Origin of the sequence: Aquimarina aquimarini (assembly GCF_900299535.1) — a bacterium.
GTDB classification, from domain to species: domain Bacteria; phylum Bacteroidota; class Bacteroidia; order Flavobacteriales; family Flavobacteriaceae; genus Aquimarina; species Aquimarina aquimarini.
The window spans coordinates 15,759-33,297 of the sequence record NZ_OMKE01000013.1 but is presented as its reverse complement, the minus strand read 5'-3'; the positions used below and the strand labels follow the sequence as shown (position 1 = coordinate 33,297).

Annotated in this window: 18 protein-coding genes; 7 read left to right on the top strand and 11 right to left on the bottom strand. The window is 32.4% G+C overall.

Annotated elements, in window-relative coordinates:
* Positions 1-43: 43 nt before the first annotated feature.
* Entirely contained in the window at positions 44-1,231 is a 1,188-nt protein-coding gene (locus tag DG508_RS07750; RefSeq protein ID WP_108867601.1) for a sensor histidine kinase, read from the bottom strand.
* Positions 1,232-1,369: 138 nt separating this feature from the next.
* Between DG508_RS07750 and DG508_RS07745 the strand changes: the two genes are divergently transcribed.
* The 4 genes from DG508_RS07745 to upp all read left to right on the top strand — a co-directional run bounded on the left by DG508_RS07745 (position 1,370) and on the right by upp (position 4,203).
* Positions 1,370-2,242 carry a flavin reductase family protein gene (locus DG508_RS07745; protein ID WP_108867600.1) on the top strand — a complete coding sequence of 291 codons (873 nt, stop codon included), beginning with the start codon at positions 1,370-1,372 and terminating at the stop codon, positions 2,240-2,242.
* A 12-nt stretch (positions 2,243-2,254) separates the two neighbouring features.
* Positions 2,255-2,632, top strand: coding sequence for a DUF3127 domain-containing protein (locus tag DG508_RS07740; protein WP_108867599.1), 378 nt, complete (start codon positions 2,255-2,257; stop codon positions 2,630-2,632).
* 233 nt (positions 2,633-2,865) lie between these two features.
* Positions 2,866-3,501, top strand: a complete 636-nt coding sequence (gene aat, locus DG508_RS07735; RefSeq protein WP_108867598.1) for a leucyl/phenylalanyl-tRNA--protein transferase — start codon at positions 2,866-2,868, stop codon at positions 3,499-3,501.
* Between the two features lie 48 nt (positions 3,502-3,549).
* Positions 3,550-4,203, top strand: coding sequence for a uracil phosphoribosyltransferase (gene upp, locus DG508_RS07730; protein WP_108867597.1), 654 nt, complete (start codon positions 3,550-3,552; stop codon positions 4,201-4,203).
* Positions 4,204-4,224: 21 nt separating this feature from the next.
* On the opposite strand, the gene DG508_RS07725 is transcribed toward upp, so the two are convergent.
* The 3 genes from DG508_RS07725 to DG508_RS07715 all read right to left on the bottom strand — a co-directional run bounded on the left by DG508_RS07725 (position 4,225) and on the right by DG508_RS07715 (position 8,139).
* Positions 4,225-4,788, bottom strand: coding sequence for a DNA-3-methyladenine glycosylase I (locus tag DG508_RS07725; protein ID WP_108867596.1), 564 nt, complete (start codon positions 4,786-4,788; stop codon positions 4,225-4,227).
* 42 nt (positions 4,789-4,830) lie between these two features.
* Positions 4,831-6,138 (bottom strand): leucine-rich repeat domain-containing protein, encoded by a 1,308-nt coding sequence (locus DG508_RS07720; RefSeq protein WP_108867595.1) that lies wholly within the window; start codon positions 6,136-6,138, stop codon positions 4,831-4,833.
* A 282-nt stretch (positions 6,139-6,420) separates the two neighbouring features.
* Positions 6,421-8,139, bottom strand: coding sequence for a leucine-rich repeat domain-containing protein (locus DG508_RS07715; RefSeq protein ID WP_159090747.1), 1,719 nt, complete (start codon positions 8,137-8,139; stop codon positions 6,421-6,423).
* A 254-nt stretch (positions 8,140-8,393) separates the two neighbouring features.
* Here DG508_RS07715 and DG508_RS07710 point away from each other — a divergent pair, with 254 nt between their 5' ends.
* Positions 8,394-9,008, top strand: a complete 615-nt coding sequence (locus tag DG508_RS07710) for a thioredoxin family protein (protein WP_108867593.1) — start codon at positions 8,394-8,396, stop codon at positions 9,006-9,008.
* Between the two features lie 132 nt (positions 9,009-9,140).
* Here DG508_RS07710 and DG508_RS07705 read toward each other — a convergent pair whose 3' ends face one another.
* The 7 genes from DG508_RS07705 to DG508_RS07675 all read right to left on the bottom strand — a co-directional run bounded on the left by DG508_RS07705 (position 9,141) and on the right by DG508_RS07675 (position 13,813).
* A complete protein-coding gene (locus DG508_RS07705) occupies positions 9,141-9,836 on the bottom strand; it encodes a hypothetical protein (RefSeq protein ID WP_108867592.1) in 696 nt (231 codons plus the stop codon).
* Between the two features lie 12 nt (positions 9,837-9,848).
* On the bottom strand, positions 9,849-10,577 hold the full coding sequence (gene truB, locus DG508_RS07700) for a tRNA pseudouridine(55) synthase TruB (protein ID WP_108867591.1): 729 nt from the start codon (positions 10,575-10,577) through the stop codon (positions 9,849-9,851).
* Between the two features lie 11 nt (positions 10,578-10,588).
* Positions 10,589-11,383: an undecaprenyl-diphosphate phosphatase gene (locus DG508_RS07695; protein WP_108867590.1), complete on the bottom strand. Its 795-nt coding sequence runs from the start codon at positions 11,381-11,383 to the stop codon at positions 10,589-10,591.
* 63 nt (positions 11,384-11,446) lie between these two features.
* On the bottom strand, positions 11,447-11,713 hold the full coding sequence (locus DG508_RS07690; RefSeq protein WP_108867589.1) for a DUF3098 domain-containing protein: 267 nt from the start codon (positions 11,711-11,713) through the stop codon (positions 11,447-11,449).
* A complete protein-coding gene (locus tag DG508_RS07685; protein ID WP_108867588.1) occupies positions 11,694-12,101 on the bottom strand; it encodes a hypothetical protein in 408 nt (135 codons plus the stop codon). The genes DG508_RS07690 and DG508_RS07685 overlap by 20 nt, the downstream gene beginning before the upstream one ends.
* 2 nt (positions 12,102-12,103) lie before the next feature.
* Positions 12,104-12,931: a prolipoprotein diacylglyceryl transferase gene (gene lgt / locus DG508_RS07680; RefSeq protein WP_108867587.1), complete on the bottom strand. Its 828-nt coding sequence runs from the start codon at positions 12,929-12,931 to the stop codon at positions 12,104-12,106.
* Positions 12,932-12,934: 3 nt separating this feature from the next.
* Complete coding sequence (locus DG508_RS07675; protein WP_108867586.1) at positions 12,935-13,813, bottom strand: cell division protein FtsX; 879 nt, start codon at positions 13,811-13,813, stop codon at positions 12,935-12,937.
* Between the two features lie 780 nt (positions 13,814-14,593).
* Between DG508_RS07675 and DG508_RS07670 the strand changes: the two genes are divergently transcribed.
* Together DG508_RS07670 and DG508_RS07665 are read left to right on the top strand one after the other, a co-directional pair.
* Positions 14,594-16,324: a thiol-activated cytolysin family protein gene (locus DG508_RS07670; protein ID WP_108867585.1), complete on the top strand. Its 1,731-nt coding sequence runs from the start codon at positions 14,594-14,596 to the stop codon at positions 16,322-16,324.
* 286 nt (positions 16,325-16,610) lie between these two features.
* Positions 16,611-17,534 carry a ketopantoate reductase family protein gene (locus tag DG508_RS07665; protein ID WP_108867584.1) on the top strand — a complete coding sequence of 308 codons (924 nt, stop codon included), beginning with the start codon at positions 16,611-16,613 and terminating at the stop codon, positions 17,532-17,534.
* Positions 17,535-17,539: the final 5 nt, after the last annotated feature.

Genomic DNA, 17,539 nt, shown 5'->3' with positions numbered 1-17,539 from the left:
GCATAAGTTGATGTAAGTTCTTTTTATAACAAGGGGATATGCATTAAATAGTAGCCTCATTTTTGCGTAGTGTGATCTGAAAAGTGGTGCCTATACCAATTTCAGAACGAAGTACTTTGATTTTGCCCAAATGATATTCTTCTATAATTCTTTTGGATAGAGATAACCCTAGCCCCCACCCTCGACTTTTGGAGGTGTATCCTGGCTCAAAAATTTTGGTAAACTTTCCTTTAGGAATACCTTTTCCTGTATCTTTTATTCTGATAAATACTCTTTTTGCATCATCAACAAGATCAATTTGTAAATCCCCTTTACCTCTCATGGCATCAATAGCATTTTTAACCAAATTTTCAATTGTCCAACTATATAGTTGAGAATTTAAAGAAACATAAATTGGTTTTTCTGGTAGGTTAAGCGAAAAATTAATTAGTTTAGAACTTCTGGATTGAAGGTACGTATATGCGTTTCTGGTTTCTTCTACAATATCAACTTCTTCAAGATTAGGAATAGAACCAATTTTAGAAAAACGCTCAGTAATAACCTTTAATCTTTCGATATCCTTTTCTATTTCGGTAATATATTCAGGATTTACATTTTCTGTTTTAAGAATTTCGTTCCACCCAACCAATGATGATAAGGGAGTACCAATTTGATGAGCAGTTTCTTTTGCCATACCTGCCCATAATTTATTTTGCTCACTAGCCTTAGAGGTGGTAAAGAAAAAGTAAATAACCCCTATGAGTAAAAAAATGATGATTGCAATGGTGATTGGGTAATACTTTAGTTTATTCAATATATCAGAATTACCATAATAGATGTATTGAACAGTGCCTTTGAGGTCAAGCTCGATAGGTGCATTTTCTGATTTTAAGGTATGTAAATAGGATTTGAGGTTTTCTTCATTTTTCATCACATTTTGTGATAAATTTTGAAAATAACTAGGATCGGGATTTCCCAAAGAATCCTTTACAAAATCACCTGTAGAATCTGTAATAATAATAGGAATGGATTTATTGGTAGCTCCTATGATAATAGACAATTCTAGATAATCATCAGATTGTTCGCTGTTTAGTGCTTTTTGTGATTGAGCCCAAATTTGAATCTTGGTTCGTTCATCATCTTTAAGTCGTTGTATGAATAATGAAGTGTTCCATAAAACTAATCCAGTTATTACCAGAACCGCGATGATAATAAAATAGCTCGAAAAATTACGCTCATCAGAAAAATTCATATAACCTTATTAATTTAAGCTTAAATATAACCGTTTTAAAACAATTTTATTGCTTATAAAATAGATAACTAAAACCTATATCTACAATAGACACAAAGCCAAAGTTTGATTATCTTTGTGAAATTATAAAATAAATGTATGATTACAATTGATCCATTACAAGTTACTACAGGAAAATTACACGGTTTAATGCTTGGAGCAATTGGCCCTAGGCCTATAGCTTTTGCTAGTACGGTAGATGATAATGGTACTGCAAATTTATCTCCGTTTAGTTTTTTTAATGTATTTAGTGCAAATCCGCCAATTCTTATTTTTTCACCAGCAAGAAGAGTAAGAAATAATACAACAAAACATACATTGGATAATGCAATATCTACCAAAGAAGTAGTGATCAATATTGTAAATTATGATATTGTTCAACAAATGTCATTATCAAGTACAGAGTATCCAGAAGGGGTTAATGAGTTTGTGAAATCGGGACTCACAATGGTACCTTCAGAAAAAGTAAAGGCATATCGTGTAGGAGAGGCTCCTGTGCAATTTGAATGCAAAGTCAATGAGGTTGTTCCTATGGGGCAAGAAGGTGGAGCAGGTAACTTGGTTATTTGTGAGGTGCTTCTTATGCATATCAATGAAGATGTAATGGATGACAATAATAAGATAGATCAACACAAGATAGATTTGGTTGCTCGTATGGGAGGCAATTGGTATACTCGAGCAAATATGGGAATGTTTGAAGTGCCTAAACCTTTAAGTACTATGGGTATTGGAGTAGATGTGTTGCCTGAGGAGGTTAAAACAAGTACAGTTTTTACAGGAAATGATCTAGGAAAATTAGGAAATGTTGAGGTGATTCCTGAAAAAACCAAGGCTTTAGAATTTGTTAATAACCATATGGATATTAAGAGTAAAATTCAGCAGGCTAACCTGATAGAAATTCATAAATTTGCAAAACAGTATCTGGATAAAGATGACATAGATACTGCATGGAATATTTTAGCAGCAAAATAATAATTCAATAAGATGGAAGTACAAGGTAAAGTAAAGATGATCGGTGATACTCAAACCTTTGGAAGCAATGGTTTTAGAAAGAGAGAGATTGTGGTAACAACAGAAGAACAGTATCCACAACATATCATGGTAGAGTTTGTTCAAGATAAATGTGATTTATTAAACCCTTTTCAGGTAGGTCATGATGTAAAGATTAGTATTAATTTACGTGGTCGAGAATGGGTGAACCCACAAGGAGAGACCAAGTATTTTAATTCTATACAAGGATGGAGAATTGAGAGCTTACAAGCTGTAGCCCAAAATGCTCCTACCCCTACGGCACCACCAGCAGATAATTTTGAGCCTGCATCAGATTTCTCAAAAGAAGAACATGATGATTTGCCATTTTAAGCAATAGGCTTTTTGATACAATATTTTTTTGATAAAAAGAAAAAAGTCCGATATCTTCATATCGGACTTTTTATTATTATGGTATTAGGTCAACCTTTTAATAAAATTCAAAAAAGCAATGATGAACAAAATCTGTCTTAAAAGGCCTTACACAAATATTGCGATTTTTTTGATGAATTCAAACAACTAATTGATATTTAATATTATATGTTTGTTTGTAAATAGAAGATATTTTGTACATTCTTACTAATACAATAGAGTTTCCGCCTGTTACTTGCGCAGATAGTGATGGGTTATTAGCAATAGGAGGAGATCTTTCTGTCGATAGGTTATTAAAGGCTTATCACCAAGGAATTTTTCCGTGGTATAATGAGGATCAACCAATATTATGGTTTAGCCCTGATCCCAGAATGGTGCTGTTTCCAACAGAGCTTAAAGTGAGTAAAAGTATGCGACAACTGATTAGAAAAAATCGGTTTGAAGTAACTTTTAATAAAGATTTTGAGAATGTTATCGATAATTGTGCAAAAATCTCACGACCAGAACAAGAAGGGAGTTGGATTACAGGGGATATGAAACAAGCATATACAAAATTACATGAGCTAGGGTATGCGATATCTGTTGAAGTTTGGGACGAATCAAAATTAGTAGGAGGTTTATATGGAGTTTTACTAAATGAGGTAAACGTCTTTTGTGGAGAAAGTATGTTCTCTAAAGTAAGTAATGCTTCTAAATATGGTTTTATAGCTTTGGTAGAATGGCTGAAGGAAAAAGAAATAAAAATAATAGATTGTCAGGTGTATACAGAGCATTTGGCTAGTTTAGGAGGTAAAGAAATCCCTAGAGAAGAATTCTTGAGCTATTTGTAATTATTAATATGCGTTTGGTTTTTGACGCTTAGAAAAACAGTATAAATAATGAATGTTCACAATTTAGGAATAGGAAATTCAGTTTTAAACCAATTTGTATCAGAACTTAGAGATATAGAGATACAGAAAGATGCTATGCGTTTTAGGAAGAATATAGAGCGTATTGGTGAAATCTTAAGCTATGAGCTTAGTAAAACGTTAAACTATACTACAAAAAAGGTAACTACGCCTCTAGGTATTAAAGAGGTGTCAGTACCAGACGATAAGATTGTATTGTGTTCGATTCTTAGAGCAGGATTGCCTTTGCATCAGGGAGTGTTGAATTATTTTGATCATGTAGAAAATGCATTTATTTCAGCATATAGAAAACATCAAGATGACAATGATGATTTTGATATTGTGGTTAATTATCTAGCATCTCCTTCAATACAGGATAAAATTTTAATTCTTGTAGATCCTATGTTGGCAACAGGAAATACTCTGGAAGTTACTTTTGAGGCAATAAAAAAATATGGAACCCCTAAACAAACACATATTGTTTCTGTAATTGGTTCAGAGCAAGGAGTTGCTTATGTTGATAATACATTTCCTCCTAATACTCAGTTATGGATTGCAGCAGTTGATGAACAATTGAATAGTAAAAGTTATATAGTTCCTGGTTTAGGAGATGCAGGTGATTTGGCTTTTGGATCAAAGTTATAAGCCTTGACTTTTTATCTCAAATTATACTTCATTATATCTAAAACAACCTGTTTCATGGTCATTTACCATACCGATAGCTTGCATAAATGCATAGATTACAGTAGAACCAACAAACTTAAAACCTCGTTTTTTTAGGTCTTTACTTATTTTGTCAGACATTTCTGTTGTAGCGGGACTGTCTTTATAATTGCTCCAATTATTTTGAATAGGTTCTCCGTTTACAAAGCCCCAGATATATGCATCAAAACTACCAAACTCTTTCTGGATTTTAATAAAATTCTGGGCATTACTTATTGCAGAATTTACCTTAAGCTTATTGCGAATGATTCCAGCATTTTGTAGTAATTCTTCCTTTTTTGTATCTGTATATTTAGCAACGGTTTTATAGTCAAAATTATCAAAAGCAATTCTAAAATTTTCTCGTTTACGCAAAATGGTAATCCAGCTTAACCCTGCTTGAAAGGTTTCTAGTACAAGAAATTCAAATAAAAGGCGTTCGTCATGAAGTGGTACACCCCATTCTGTATCATGATAAGATTCATACAAAGAATCACCAACACACCAGCCACATTTGTGTTTTTGCATATTTTGATTTTCAGCGATTAAAACTCCTAAAATATAATTTTTTTAAAATAAAACAGAACAATTGGGCAGTAGCTTTTTAACTCTTTCTTTTTCTATATCAGAAAATTGATTACCTGATAAGTGCACAACCTTTAATTTTTTTAGGCTTTTTATAGACTCTGGAACAGAAGAAAGTTTATTGCTGTCAAGATATAATTGTTGCAAGCTTTTGAGTTTGTTTATCGATTCTGGTAGTTTGGTAATCTTGTTGTAGGATAAGGATAAGGTTTCTAGATTTTTTAGTTTCTCTATAGATTTAGGTAGCTTCTGTAGGTGGTTGCCTATCAAGTACAATTTCTGTAAGTTTTTGAATTCACCAATAGATTCAGGTAGTTCTGTTATTTCAGAATCAGAGAGATAGAGGATGTCTACGTTTTTTTTATTCAACAATGCTTTTTGTAAAGAGTAATAACTGTTTTCAAAATTAATATCACAGTTAGGTAATAGTTGTTTGCTTTTTTCTTTCTCACTTTTGGATAGCCTATTTCCTGATATATTCAGATCTCTTAAATTGGTTAGACCTTCTATAGTTTTTGGTAATTTACTTATTTTATTAGAGTTCAGGTATAAGAGTTTTAGCTTCGCGAGTCCTCCTATAGTTTCTGGGATTTCACTCAGTTTATTTTGTTTACAAAGCAACCATTCTAGATTTTTAAGCTTACCTATAGACTCTGGTAATTCATCAAGCTCATTACCAGATAGATTAATAGCTTCAATATTTTCTAGATTTCCAAATGTAATGGGGAGTTCAGAAATTTTGTTTTTTTCTAATAAAAGTTCTTGTAGATTGGTTAAACTGCCAAAATTATTAGGCAAACCTATAAGTTGATTTTGTCTAAGATCTAATTTTTTTAATTGACTTAGATTGCCAAAAGACTCGGGTAATTCTTCAATTTTATTTCCTTTAAGGAAAAGCCATCCCAAGTTTTTTAGATTCCCGATAGAATTTGGGAGCGATTCAATTTGATTTCCTGACAAGAACAAAACTTCTATAGTTTCTAGAGTACAGAATGATTGAGGCAGAGAGGTGAGCTTATTCTGTTTTAGGTTTAGCGTTTGTAGCTCTTTGAGCTTATCGATAGATTCGGGTAATTTATTTATTTTATTACCTTCTAGATTTAGGTATTGTAATTTTGTTAATTGTAAAATTGATTGAGGAAACTTGGCGAGATTGGTATTGTTCAGGTCTAGTTTATAGACTTGCTCTTTGTTGATTAAAGCTTCTTCTAGAGAGGTGTATATTTTGTTTTCCTGTGCTGTGGCACTTATATACCCTGCTAATAATGTGATTATAGTAATTATTTTTTTCATGCATTTAAAATTTTCTTTCAGAAAACCTTTTTAATGTGATACATACAGGTGCGTGATGGTTAAAAAAAGAGATATTTCCCCATATGTAAAGTTATTGTTTAAATCTCTTACATAGGGAGTGTACATCATATTTTTTTTAATAGTAGTATCAAAGATGATCGAGATACAAAGATGTAAAGTATATGTCATTAAAAGTACACTGATACTAGTGTATCTCGATTCACCGTTTTCAGGGTGTACATGAGTATTTAAAAATTATTCATAAAAGGATATACTGTCGTGTTATTTTTGAGGATATGAGAAGATGTTACATCTTGGAAGAAAGCGTAGCAGCTGCTCTCGTTGCTTGCGAGATAAATAATTCCTTGTTGCGTATAAAGTGGTTAGTTTGGTAAGATGTTGAATAGACTCTGGTATGGTAGTAAGATTGTTTTTTGAGATGTATAGAGACTTTAGTTTTGTTAAGTGTTTAATTGTTTCTGGTAAATAGAGTATTTGATTTCTAGTAAGATTTAGAATTTTTAAGTTGCTCAATTGAGCAAAGCTAAAAGGGATGCTCTCTATATTATTTCTATTTACAGAAAAATTTGTGAGAGAAGATAAATTGCCTATAGATTTTGGTAAACTGTACAATTCATTTTTATCGATAATTAATTTCTCTAGTGTTGTTAGATCCCCTATAGAAGATGGTAGTGATGTAAGGTTATTTTCACTTAATGACATAGCTTTTAGAGAGGATAATCTAGAGATAGAATTAGGTAGTTTATGCAGCTTATTCTTGTTTGCCTTTAGAATTTGTAGTGCAGATAAATTACCGATAGATTCAGGAAGAATAGATAGGTCATTGTCTGTCAAAAATAATTCAGTTAATCTATGTAATCCACCTATAGATTTTGGAATTGTTTTTATTTTGTTGTGATTTAATTTTAATATTTCAAGGTGTGATAATCCCCCAAAAGATATTGGTAATGTAGTTAATTGATTTTTATTAATATTTAGAGTCTTAAGGTTTTTTAGATTACCGAATGATTCAGGGAGTGTTGTAATTTTATTATCAAATAGATTTAAGCTTTCTAGTGTACTCATAGTACCAAAATCGGGAGGTAATGAGGTTAATTGATTAAAACTTACTACCAGTTCTTTTAATTGGTGCAATTTGCCTATTGTATTGGGTAAAGTTTTTAATTGATTTTGATGTATGTGTAATACCTGCAATTGTTGTAGCTTCCCTATAGATTTTGGTAACGACTGCAATAAGTTACCATATGCCTTAAGAGAGACAAGTTTTTCTAGGTTGCCAAGTGTTTTAGGAAATTTTGTGAGTTTGTTACGATCCAAACTTAGCGTATGTAAATTAGGTATATTGCCTATAGATGGAGGTAATGAGGTTAGATTATTTTGATATATATTTAATACAGTTAATCTTTTTAATTGATCAAGACAATCTGGTAATTTGGTCAGTTTATTTTCATAAACAATTAGTGCTTCAAGATTTTGTAGAGAACAAATTGCTTCGGGTAATGTGGTTAGTAAATTCCATTCCAGGTGCAAATTTTTAAGTTGAGATAGATTGGCAATAGTTTCAGGAATATCAACCACTTTGTTTCCTTCTAAGTTCAATACCTCTAGCTGTGTCAAATTACCAATTGATTTTGGCAAAGAGGAGATTCGATTTTTATTTAAGAAACATTTTTTTAGTCCAGACAGTTTACCAAAAGATTCGGGTATGGCGGTAATGTTATTATCTCTCAAATCCAGAACTTGTAATGTAGAGAGTTGGCTTATAAATGGCGGAATACTACTAATTTTATTGCCCTCTGCAATTAGCGTATGCAGATTGGGGAATTGAGTAATGGTTGTTGGTAAAGCTTCAATACTCTTAAAAGAAAGGTCTAATACGAAAACCTCATTTTTGTTAGCCAAAGCTTCTTCTATAGTAAAGAAAGTAGTATCTTTTTGAGCAAATACGGTAAGATGAAACAAGGCTATATAAACAGCCAAAATTCTTTTTTTAAGTAAAAGGTAGTCCAAAGAAAATAAGATTTGTTTCTACAAAGATCAAAAAAACAAATCAGTTGAAAGCTTATTTTTTGTGATTTGACAAGAAGTAATTTAAACTTTTTTCAATTTGCAATAAAAATATTTTGGGAATTCCAAAAAATTAAAACACTGCAATAAAAAAATAGTGATTTTGTAAGGTTTGAGCAATGTAACCTTCTAATACTTTATCAATAAGATAAACTAACAAATTATTTATGAAAAATTCAACTCTTAAAACAGTATCAGAATACATAGAAGAAGGTATAAAAAATGCATATAGCTATCAGCAATATCGAAATCTGGTAAGTGATTTATTGGCAGAAGGTAAATCTACAGGTAATGAACAATCAGAGGCATTAACTAATTATAGTACTCTTAATGACCGTAGAATGAAGCGATGGGATAAAACATTAAAGATTAATGAATCTGTTGCTGATGCATTTTCTAATACCGACGTAGAGGTTACATGGGTAGTGTTGACAGAAGGTTGGTGTGGTGATGCAGCTCATATACTACCAGTTATGAATAAATTAGCGTCGCTTAATGAAGGGATTGACCTAAAAATTGTATTGAGAGATGAACATGATGAATTGATGAATAATTTTCTTACTAATGGAGGGAAATCAATTCCTAAATTAATTGCATATGATGCTCAGAATAAGCAAGTGCTAAATTCTTGGGGTCCAAGGCCATCTACAGCTACAGAGATGGTAAATAACTACAAAGAAAAACATGGTGGCTTGGATGCAGAATTTAAAGAAGATCTCCAAACATGGTATAATAAGGACAAAGGAGCCAATATAGCAGAAGATTTGTTGAATCTACTATAGCATAAAAAGCATAAAAGATTTATAGAGCCAAGATTTATGATAAAAGAATCTTGGTTCTTATTGTTTTAGGGGAACTTTTATTGTGCCCCAGTTTTTAGTTTTTTATAGATTGAGGAGTTACTTTTTGATAGCCTAATTAGAGTAATTAAAATAGTATGTGATAGATCCTTCTTGTTCGTCTATATCTGATCTAGAAAATAAAGCCTGTCGTGCATAATCCATAGCATTATCAAATAGGCATTCGTTTCTGGTAGTAGACTTTTTTTTATCAACCTTAGTGTTTACTACATATCCATTTTTATTTACTTCGATCTTTACTACTACTTTACCACTACCATTACAGGTATAAACAGGATTTGGCAGATCAACTGCTTTGCGATTCTCTAGGCTATAAGTAAGAGAACTATTTCTATTATTTGTTTCTTCTCCTTCTGCTTTTTTGCTTTCTTTTTTCTTATTTTCTGTAGACTCAATTTCGTCTAAAGGAACTTCACCTTCTGTAGTTTTGGATTCTTGAGCTTCTTCGGCAGCGGCTTCTTCAATCTCTGTCAAAGATTTCATTCGTTCTTCAAATTCATCATGATCCTCAAAATCTTCATTATAAGCAGCATGTGTTCTCTTAGAGGCAATTAACTGTCTGTCATCTTCAGCAATAGGCTCTTCTTCAGGCTCTTCTTCTTGAGCAAGAAACTCTTCAGGGATTTCCATCAAAATTTCTGATTGTTCCTTTTGCTTATGTATCATATTGATATTATAAAGACTTAGAACAACAATCCCCATTAGCATTGATGTGATGATAAGAGCTTTATGTTTTTCTATAAATTCCATAAGTATCTATAACTAATTTTGTACTACATTATTTTGTGTAGTCTCTATTTTTGACTGCAACTGATCTTCAAAAAACTGAACAGTAGTAGCATCTTCAACAGAAAATGATCCAATTTTGGTTCTTCTCAGAGCTGTTAAGTGAGCACCACTCTGTAAGCTTTTTCCAAAATCATGAGCCAATGATCTGATATAAGTTCCTTTACCACATACAACCTTAAAATCTACCTCAGGTAGTTCTACTCTGGTAATTTCAAATTTGTTTATGGTAATTTTTCTTGCATTAATTTCTACATTTTCTCCTTCTCGTGCATATTCATATAATCGTTTTCCTTCTTTTTTTAAGGCAGAAAAAACAGGAGGATATTGATCTATTTCTCCAATAAAAGGAGTAGTAGCATTCAATATCATTTCTTTGGTAATATGATCGATAGGAAACGTATGATCGATTTCTGTTTCTAGATCATATGAGGGAGTAGTGGCTCCAAGTTTTATGGTGCCAGTATATTCTTTGGTTTGTCCTTGAAACTCATGAATACGTTTAGTGAATTTTCCTGTACATATAACCAATAAGCCTGATGCTAGTGGATCGAGTGTTCCAGCATGACCAACTTTTAATTTTTTGATAGAAAATTGTTTTCGAATAAGCCAACGTAATTTGTTTACAACTTGGAAAGAAGTCCATTGCAACGGCTTATCGATCAAAAGAATTTGACCGTCTTTATACTCTTTTTCGGTTAGCATTATAGATGGGGCTATTTGATAAAACCAAAGCTGATGGCTAATAAGCCAACAATGATACAATATACGGCAAAATAAGTTAACTTACTCTTTTTTACAAGAGAAATCATCCATGTGCATGCAAAGAGGCCTGATACAAATGCAGCGATAAAGCCTACTGCCAAAGGAATGCTGTTTTCTGATGAAAAAATAAGATCACCGCTTAACAGGTCTTTTGCGATTTTACCAAAAATTAGAGGAATTACCATTAAGAAAGAAAATCGAGCCGCTTTTGTTTTATCATTTCCTAATAGAACAGAGGTAGATATAGTGGCACCACTTCTAGAAATCCCTGGTAACATAGCGATAGCTTGTGCAATACCAATGACAAAAGCATTAGAGGTACTTACTGGTTTTCGGGTGCTTTTTGCTTTATCAGCAAACCAAAGTAATGCAGCTGTAATAAGCAACATAAAACCAACAAACATTACATTACTTCCAAAAAGTTTTTCTAATTGTTCTTCAAAAAATAATCCTACCAGAACAGCAGGAATCATAGAGATAATAATTTTAAGAGAAAATATAGATTCTTCGTTTTTTTTGAATTGTAGTAACCCCTTAATAAGTACCCATATATCTTTTCTAAAAACGACTATAGTACTAAGTGCGGTAGCAAAATGAAGAATAACTGTAAAAAGAAGAGATTCTTCAGGGATACTGTTGTCTCCTAAAATAGCTTTACCCAGCTCTAAATGACCGCTGGAAGAAACAGGTAAAAACTCAGTAAGCCCTTGTATTATCCCAAGGATAATCGCATCAATAGTTTCCATAGTAGGATATAGTGTTTTTAATTTTGATGCAAATATATAACTACCTCAAAATAAAATGTCGAATTACTGTTTTTTCTTCTTATCAGGATTGAGTAAAATGGCATATACCTCGATACCAAAACCAATTAAAATAATGGTAGGAGCCAATCTAATTCTTCTGAAATTGTAAATCTCAGGATTAAAAACATTAGGATCATCGCTTCCTCCTCCTGCCATAAGAATAAATCCTAGAGCAATTACAGCCAATCCAATGGCCATGACCACATAATTTTTCTTTCTGAAAACAAAATCTGGTTTAGGAGATATATTATTATTTGATTGTTTTTTCATGTGTATCGTTGTTAATTTCATTAAATAATACGACATCATCTATCGTCAACTTGGATATGTGCCCCATGTTTTTATCTCGGGTAAATATAGTCCATCTTTTTATACCATACAACGTAACTGTTTTGTTAAGGATATCAGAACGTAGTTGATCAAGTGTGAGACCATACTGTATTCCTCTATTGATATAGTAATAATGCGCGTCATTTTTTAAGGTAATTAGAATATCAAACCCAGAGCCTTCCTGTATATCTGTTACGACTCCTTCAATCTTCATAACATCTTCTGGCTGTACATTGCGTACAGGGCGAAAAGTTTGTACAACAGCGATCATAAATATGACAAAGAGTACAAAAATAAACGAGAGGTATATTTTACCAATTTTACCCATAATTATAAAACTTCGGTTTTTGGTTTTCTTTTACTGTATATAATAAATAGGATACCAGCAAGTATAAAAGGAATACTTAATAGTTGTCCCATATTAAGCGTCATACTATCTTCAAAAGAAACTTGATTCTCTTTAAAAAATTCAATGATAAGGCGAGCCAAAAATAATACAGATAGTAATACTCCAAATAAAAACCCTTGTTGTTTTGCTAGTTGTGTCTTTTTATACAAATACCATAATAAGCCAAAAATAAGTAGATAAGAAAAAGCTTCGTATAGTTGTGTAGGATGTCTGGGGATCATGTCATCACGCATGAATATAACACCGTAATTACCGTGGGTTGGTTTTCCGTAAATTTCAGAATTCATAAAATTCCCTAATCGTATCCATGCTCCAACAATTGGGGTTACAATAGCAATATGGTCTAGTACCCAAAGAATAGAAGCTTTGTATTTTCTAGAAAATAAAAAAATAGCTATAATTGCGCCAAGACTACCTCCATGACTTGCTAATCCCGTAAACCCTGTAAAATGCCAGGTTCCATTAATAATTTGAAAAGGAACAAAAATTTCCAGAATATGCTCAGAATAATACTCAAAATCATAAAACAAACAATGCCCTAATCTCATACCAACCAATATTCCTACAATAAGATAAGAAGACAATTTTTCTAATTGTTCCAAAGGTCTTTTTTCTGCACTAAAGATGTGTTTTGCAATTTGATACGCCAGCAAGATACCAGTCACAAAAAAAAGTCCGTAGTATTTTATAGGAAAAACCCCGAATAGTTGTGTGATTTCTGGGTCAAGATTCCATTCAAATGGTCCCATAGATTAATAGTATAATTCGTCTGTTCTCAAATTCAGGAAGCGTTGTGTAGCAAAAAAAGTACTAATCCATGTAATAAGTATACCAATCCCAAAAACTCCAGCAAAAAGAATGATAAGTAAAATCTTATCGTTTAATAATGCTAATTCAGGAAAAGTTTTATCTAGATAATACAATACAATACCAACCCCCATTAAAGCTACAATAGCACCTATCATTCCTAGTCGCACACTTTTCCATACAAAAGGCCTGCGAATAAACTTTTTTGTAGCACCTACCATTTGCATAGTTTTAATGATAAACCTCTTTGAGTATACCGATAAGCGAATAGAACTATTAATCAGTAATACAGCAATAAATGTAAAAACACCACTAATCAATAATACCCAAAAACTAATGCGTTTGATGTTGTCATTAAGTAATGAGATCAAAGGTTTGTCATAAATAACTTCATCTACAAAGTCTTTTTTTATGATAGTAGCATTTATTTCTTCGATTTTGGCCTGATCTACAAAATCAGCTTTCAGATACACATCTATTGAGTTTTGTAGAGGATTATACCCCAGAAAATCCATGAAATTTTCACCAATATCTTTACTGTGTTCCTCGGCAGCCTTTTCCTTAGAAATAAAAGTAGTTGATTTGGTATATTCTGCCAGAGCCAATGTTTTTTCTAATTGTTTAATCTCAACATCTTTAGCAGTATCTTTCAGATAGATGGTGAGCGCAATTTTTTCTTTAAAATGATCGGCTACTTTTTTAGTGTTTAGAACTAGTAAACCTAATAAGCCCAGTAAGAATAATACCAGAGAAATACTAATGACTACAGAGAAATAAGAAGAAATTAGTCGTCGTTTTTGGTATTTTTCAAAAGAAGAACTCATAAATAATCTGATTTTGTGGTAAAAATAATAAAGTTTAGCGAGACTCCTATTTCAAAATACAAATGTGTTTTGAAATAAGAGGAATCAAAACAAGATCAGTCCAACAAGGTGAGTTTTTTTATTTTACCTAATAATAGACTTTGCTGTATAAATAACGTATACTTAGAAATAATCGTGTTTAGATTTATTTAGAAAGTAAACAAATGGTCTAATATAGATTCAGAAATAGGTCTATTGTATCAGGTATCAAAATTCACATTATTTAACATTTTGATGTTAAAGTTCATGTTTTTTGCAAGCAATTTTCAAATCACTTTATTGTGGTTAAACCGTAAAGTAAAAACGATATAAAAATTTTCGAACTATTAAATGCTTGATAGTATTGTTTTTAAGTTTTTGGAATGCATTTTACTTCCTTTTATAAAGTGTTAAAATAGTTACAGAATAAGGTTCAAGAGCTTTGTAATGAATGGTTGAGAAAAGAATTTAAGTTATATTTGTGGCTAGATTTTAATACTAAAAATGGGATTAACCATTGAGGTATACTAGTCGCCTTTGTATTAGAAGTCTGATAAAAAGGATGTGAGTTTTTGAGTAATAGGATGTATCAATTAAGCCTATAGGAGTAAAACATCTTTCTATAATTACGATGTTTTCTATAGAAATGACATACCAATGAATAAAGGTTTTTATTATTGATTTTTTAAATAAAACCAATAACATTCTACCGCGTAAATTCTATCCTAGAACTGAATTATTTTAAAAATTTAAATTATATATATGAAATGTAGAAACATTACTCTATTGGGTTTTGCCCTGGCAATACTAGTATCTTGTCAAAATGATGATACATTAAATGATGTGTCTGTAAATCAATCTGAGCCAAAAGCTCAGTATCTTAGTGAGGATCTTCCAGATGGTATTAGTCATTTGGTAATTACTGAAGGAAATAAAGAAAGTAATGCCAAAAAAAGTTTGGTAGAAGAGAATTGTGTTACCAAAGACGTCTCTTTTGATCAAAGTGACTCAGATTTTTTTCTTCTGGATCCAAACAGCTCATTGCTATGGCCAGGTAATCTTTTGGCATCAAGAACAATACAAGAAGGAGCGCCAGTATCTATCCCAATTTATGGACAAAGCAGAAATCCGGTAGAATTGAGAGTCAATGTTTTGTCGGGAACATCCTCTTCAACCTATAGAAAAGTAGAAGCTCCAACACCAGGAAAAGTACAAGATAACTTAAATGAAATCCTAAATAAATATTACGAAAGTAATGCCAGTTTTCCTGCAAGTTTTGAAGTGTCTATAGAAAGAATACATAGCGAGAAACAATTGCAAGTAGCCTTAAAAGCAGGGTACTCAGGTCCAAGTGTCAATCTATCAGGTAAAATGGGAGTTGATTTTAATAAACAGAAAACTCGATTTGCTGTTACACTTAAGCAACAGTTTTTTACCGCTTCTGTTACTCCAAAAGAGAATATAATAGGTCAATATGGGTGGCTAAAAGAAGATGTTTCTCCAGAGAGGCTTACTAATTATGTGACAGATTATAAGGATGTTCCAGTTGATCAGGCAAACCCATCTTCTTATATAGAATCTGTATCTTATGGAAGGTTGTATACAATGATCTATGAATCTGATGCAAGTGCACTAGAAGTAGAAGCAGCCTTGAAATTTGCATATAAAGGAATAGGAAGTGCTAATGCTAGTGTGTCTACTAGATATAAAGAGATTTTTGAGAGCGCTAATGTAAAAGTGAAACAACTTGGCGGTAATCCTGAGTCAGGTATTTCATCCTCATTATCTGCTCTGGCAAATGATTTGGAAGGAGTTGTAGGGTTTTTGGCAAAAGGAGCAAATGTATCACGACAAAATCCTGGATATCCAATCTCGTATAAAGTGAATTATGTGTTCGGAAACAGAACTTTTAATATCATTCAAAATATAGCATATACAGTCAAAAATTGTGATTTGGTAGAATATGAGAAAATAAGAATAGATCCCACCAATGTTTCTTTACATCAAGGGTCAGATCACGGTACATCAGGAGCAGAACTTTTCGGGCGATTATATGTAGAAAAATACGATGCAGCTCTAGGATCTTGGTATAAGACAGCTAAGAAAATAAAATGGGGGTATGGTATAGAGCATACTACAAAAGATTACTACCCTTTATATGGTGGGAAAAGAGAAATTGCCTCAGGAGAAGTGATAGATTTTAATGTGAGATCAGCTATAGGAGAGCGCTTTAGAGTAGTATCAGAAGTAGGAGAATGTGATGATAAATGCTTTCCCAATTCTGATATATCAAACGGAGGAAAACGCTCTATTGTTTATGAATATGATGCAAGTAAAAAGAAATGGGTAGATATCGACAGGCATAATAGTTTTGTTGATGAAAGTAATAGAACGGTAGGGCCATCTCTTGAGAAAAGAACCTGGAATGGAGCTCTTTCTGCAATTGAAGCAGGCAGAGTAGCTGTTGATTACTGGATATACTTAATAAAATAAAGAAGAATCCTTTCCTTTGTTCCAAATTGAGCTTTGCTTAACCTAAGCAATGCAAAAAAAAGGAGTGTTTGTTATCAAGCACTCCTTTTGTTATTCAATTATACCAGTTCTGATTTGGATTCATTAGATTTGATAAATAAGTCATTTTTGTTTTTGAATTGCAAAAAAAAATAGAATAAACTACCTCGGGCTAAGCCCACGAAGTATTTATTTGAAATAAACCTTTAATTTCGAGGCAAGCTTCGAAGCATTAAAATCTCACCTAGTGAGTAAATACATTGATCTTATGCATACAGTCATTATAGGAATAGGAGGAGTAGGAGGATATTTTGGAGGAAAAATAGCCAACTCTGGACAGAAAGTTACTTTGATTGCCAGAGGAAAACACCTAGAAGCAATCCAAAAAAATGGATTACAAGTTAAGAGTATAGAAGGAGATTTTATAACACACCCTCATTTGGCAACCCATACTATAGCAAGTGTAGATAAAGCAGACTTGGTATTAATCTGTACAAAATCATGGCAAGTTACAGAAGCAGCAACAATGATCAAACCTATACTTAAAGAAGATACAGTAGTGATTCCGCTACAAAACGGAGCTGACAATGCAGAAAAAGTAGGTGCTGTACTAGGGGCAAAACATGTATTAGGGGGATTGTGTAGAATATATAGTAAGATAGAAGCACCTGGAGTTATATCTCATTTTGGGCACCCACCAGAGGTTGTTTTTGGAGAATTAGATGCAAGAAAAACAGATCGACTGCAAACAATAAAAAAAGTATTTGATACCGCAGGATTCAATAACACCATATCACAAGATATCAAAGCAGCTATCTGGGGCAAATTTATGTTTATAGCTACAGTGAGTGGTTTGGGGGCGCTTACTCGCGCTACTATTGGAGAAATGTATGAGACTATAGAAACACGTCACATTTTACACCAAACAGCAAGAGAAATATATGATATTGGAGTTGCCAAAAGGATTTCTTTACCAAAAGATATCATAGATAAAGTTCTTGCTTTTATAAGTAAGCAACCTTATGAAGCTACAGCTTCTACACAACGAGATATTATAGAAGGAAGACCTTCAGAATTAGAAAATTTTAATGGATATATAGTTAAAGAAGGAAAACGATTAAAAGTCTCTACACCTACCAATACTTTTATCTACAGTTGTTTGTTGCCTATGGAGCTCAAAGCACGAAAATAGAATAA

Bases quoted from the DNA above. Each gene is read 5' to 3' on its own strand.
- DG508_RS07685 (WP_108867588.1), bottom strand. From the start codon at position 12,101: ATGGGTAAAATTGGTAAAATATACCTCTCGTTTATTTTTGTACTCTTT.
- lgt (WP_108867587.1), bottom strand. From the start codon at position 12,931: ATGGGACCATTTGAATGGAATCTTGACCCAGAAATCACACAACTATTC.
- DG508_RS07745 (WP_108867600.1), top strand. From the start codon at position 1,370: ATGATTACAATTGATCCATTACAAGTTACTACAGGAAAATTACACGGT.
- DG508_RS07690 (WP_108867589.1), bottom strand. From the start codon at position 11,713: ATGAAAAAACAATCAAATAATAATATATCTCCTAAACCAGATTTTGTT.
- DG508_RS07740 (WP_108867599.1), top strand. From the start codon at position 2,255: ATGGAAGTACAAGGTAAAGTAAAGATGATCGGTGATACTCAAACCTTT.
- truB (WP_108867591.1), bottom strand. From the start codon at position 10,577: ATGCTAACCGAAAAAGAGTATAAAGACGGTCAAATTCTTTTGATCGAT.
- DG508_RS07705 (WP_108867592.1), bottom strand. From the start codon at position 9,836: ATGGAATTTATAGAAAAACATAAAGCTCTTATCATCACATCAATGCTA.
- DG508_RS07710 (WP_108867593.1), top strand. From the start codon at position 8,394: ATGAAAAATTCAACTCTTAAAACAGTATCAGAATACATAGAAGAAGGT.
- DG508_RS07675 (WP_108867586.1), bottom strand. From the start codon at position 13,813: ATGAGTTCTTCTTTTGAAAAATACCAAAAACGACGACTAATTTCTTCT.
- DG508_RS07670 (WP_108867585.1), top strand. From the start codon at position 14,594: ATGAAATGTAGAAACATTACTCTATTGGGTTTTGCCCTGGCAATACTA.
- DG508_RS07695 (WP_108867590.1), bottom strand. From the start codon at position 11,383: ATGGAAACTATTGATGCGATTATCCTTGGGATAATACAAGGGCTTACT.
- DG508_RS07720 (WP_108867595.1), bottom strand. From the start codon at position 6,138: ATGAAAAAAATAATTACTATAATCACATTATTAGCAGGGTATATAAGT.
- DG508_RS07665 (WP_108867584.1), top strand. From the start codon at position 16,611: ATGCATACAGTCATTATAGGAATAGGAGGAGTAGGAGGATATTTTGGA.
- DG508_RS07725 (WP_108867596.1), bottom strand. From the start codon at position 4,788: ATGCAAAAACACAAATGTGGCTGGTGTGTTGGTGATTCTTTGTATGAA.
- DG508_RS07750 (WP_108867601.1), bottom strand. From the start codon at position 1,231: ATGAATTTTTCTGATGAGCGTAATTTTTCGAGCTATTTTATTATCATC.
- upp (WP_108867597.1), top strand. From the start codon at position 3,550: ATGAATGTTCACAATTTAGGAATAGGAAATTCAGTTTTAAACCAATTT.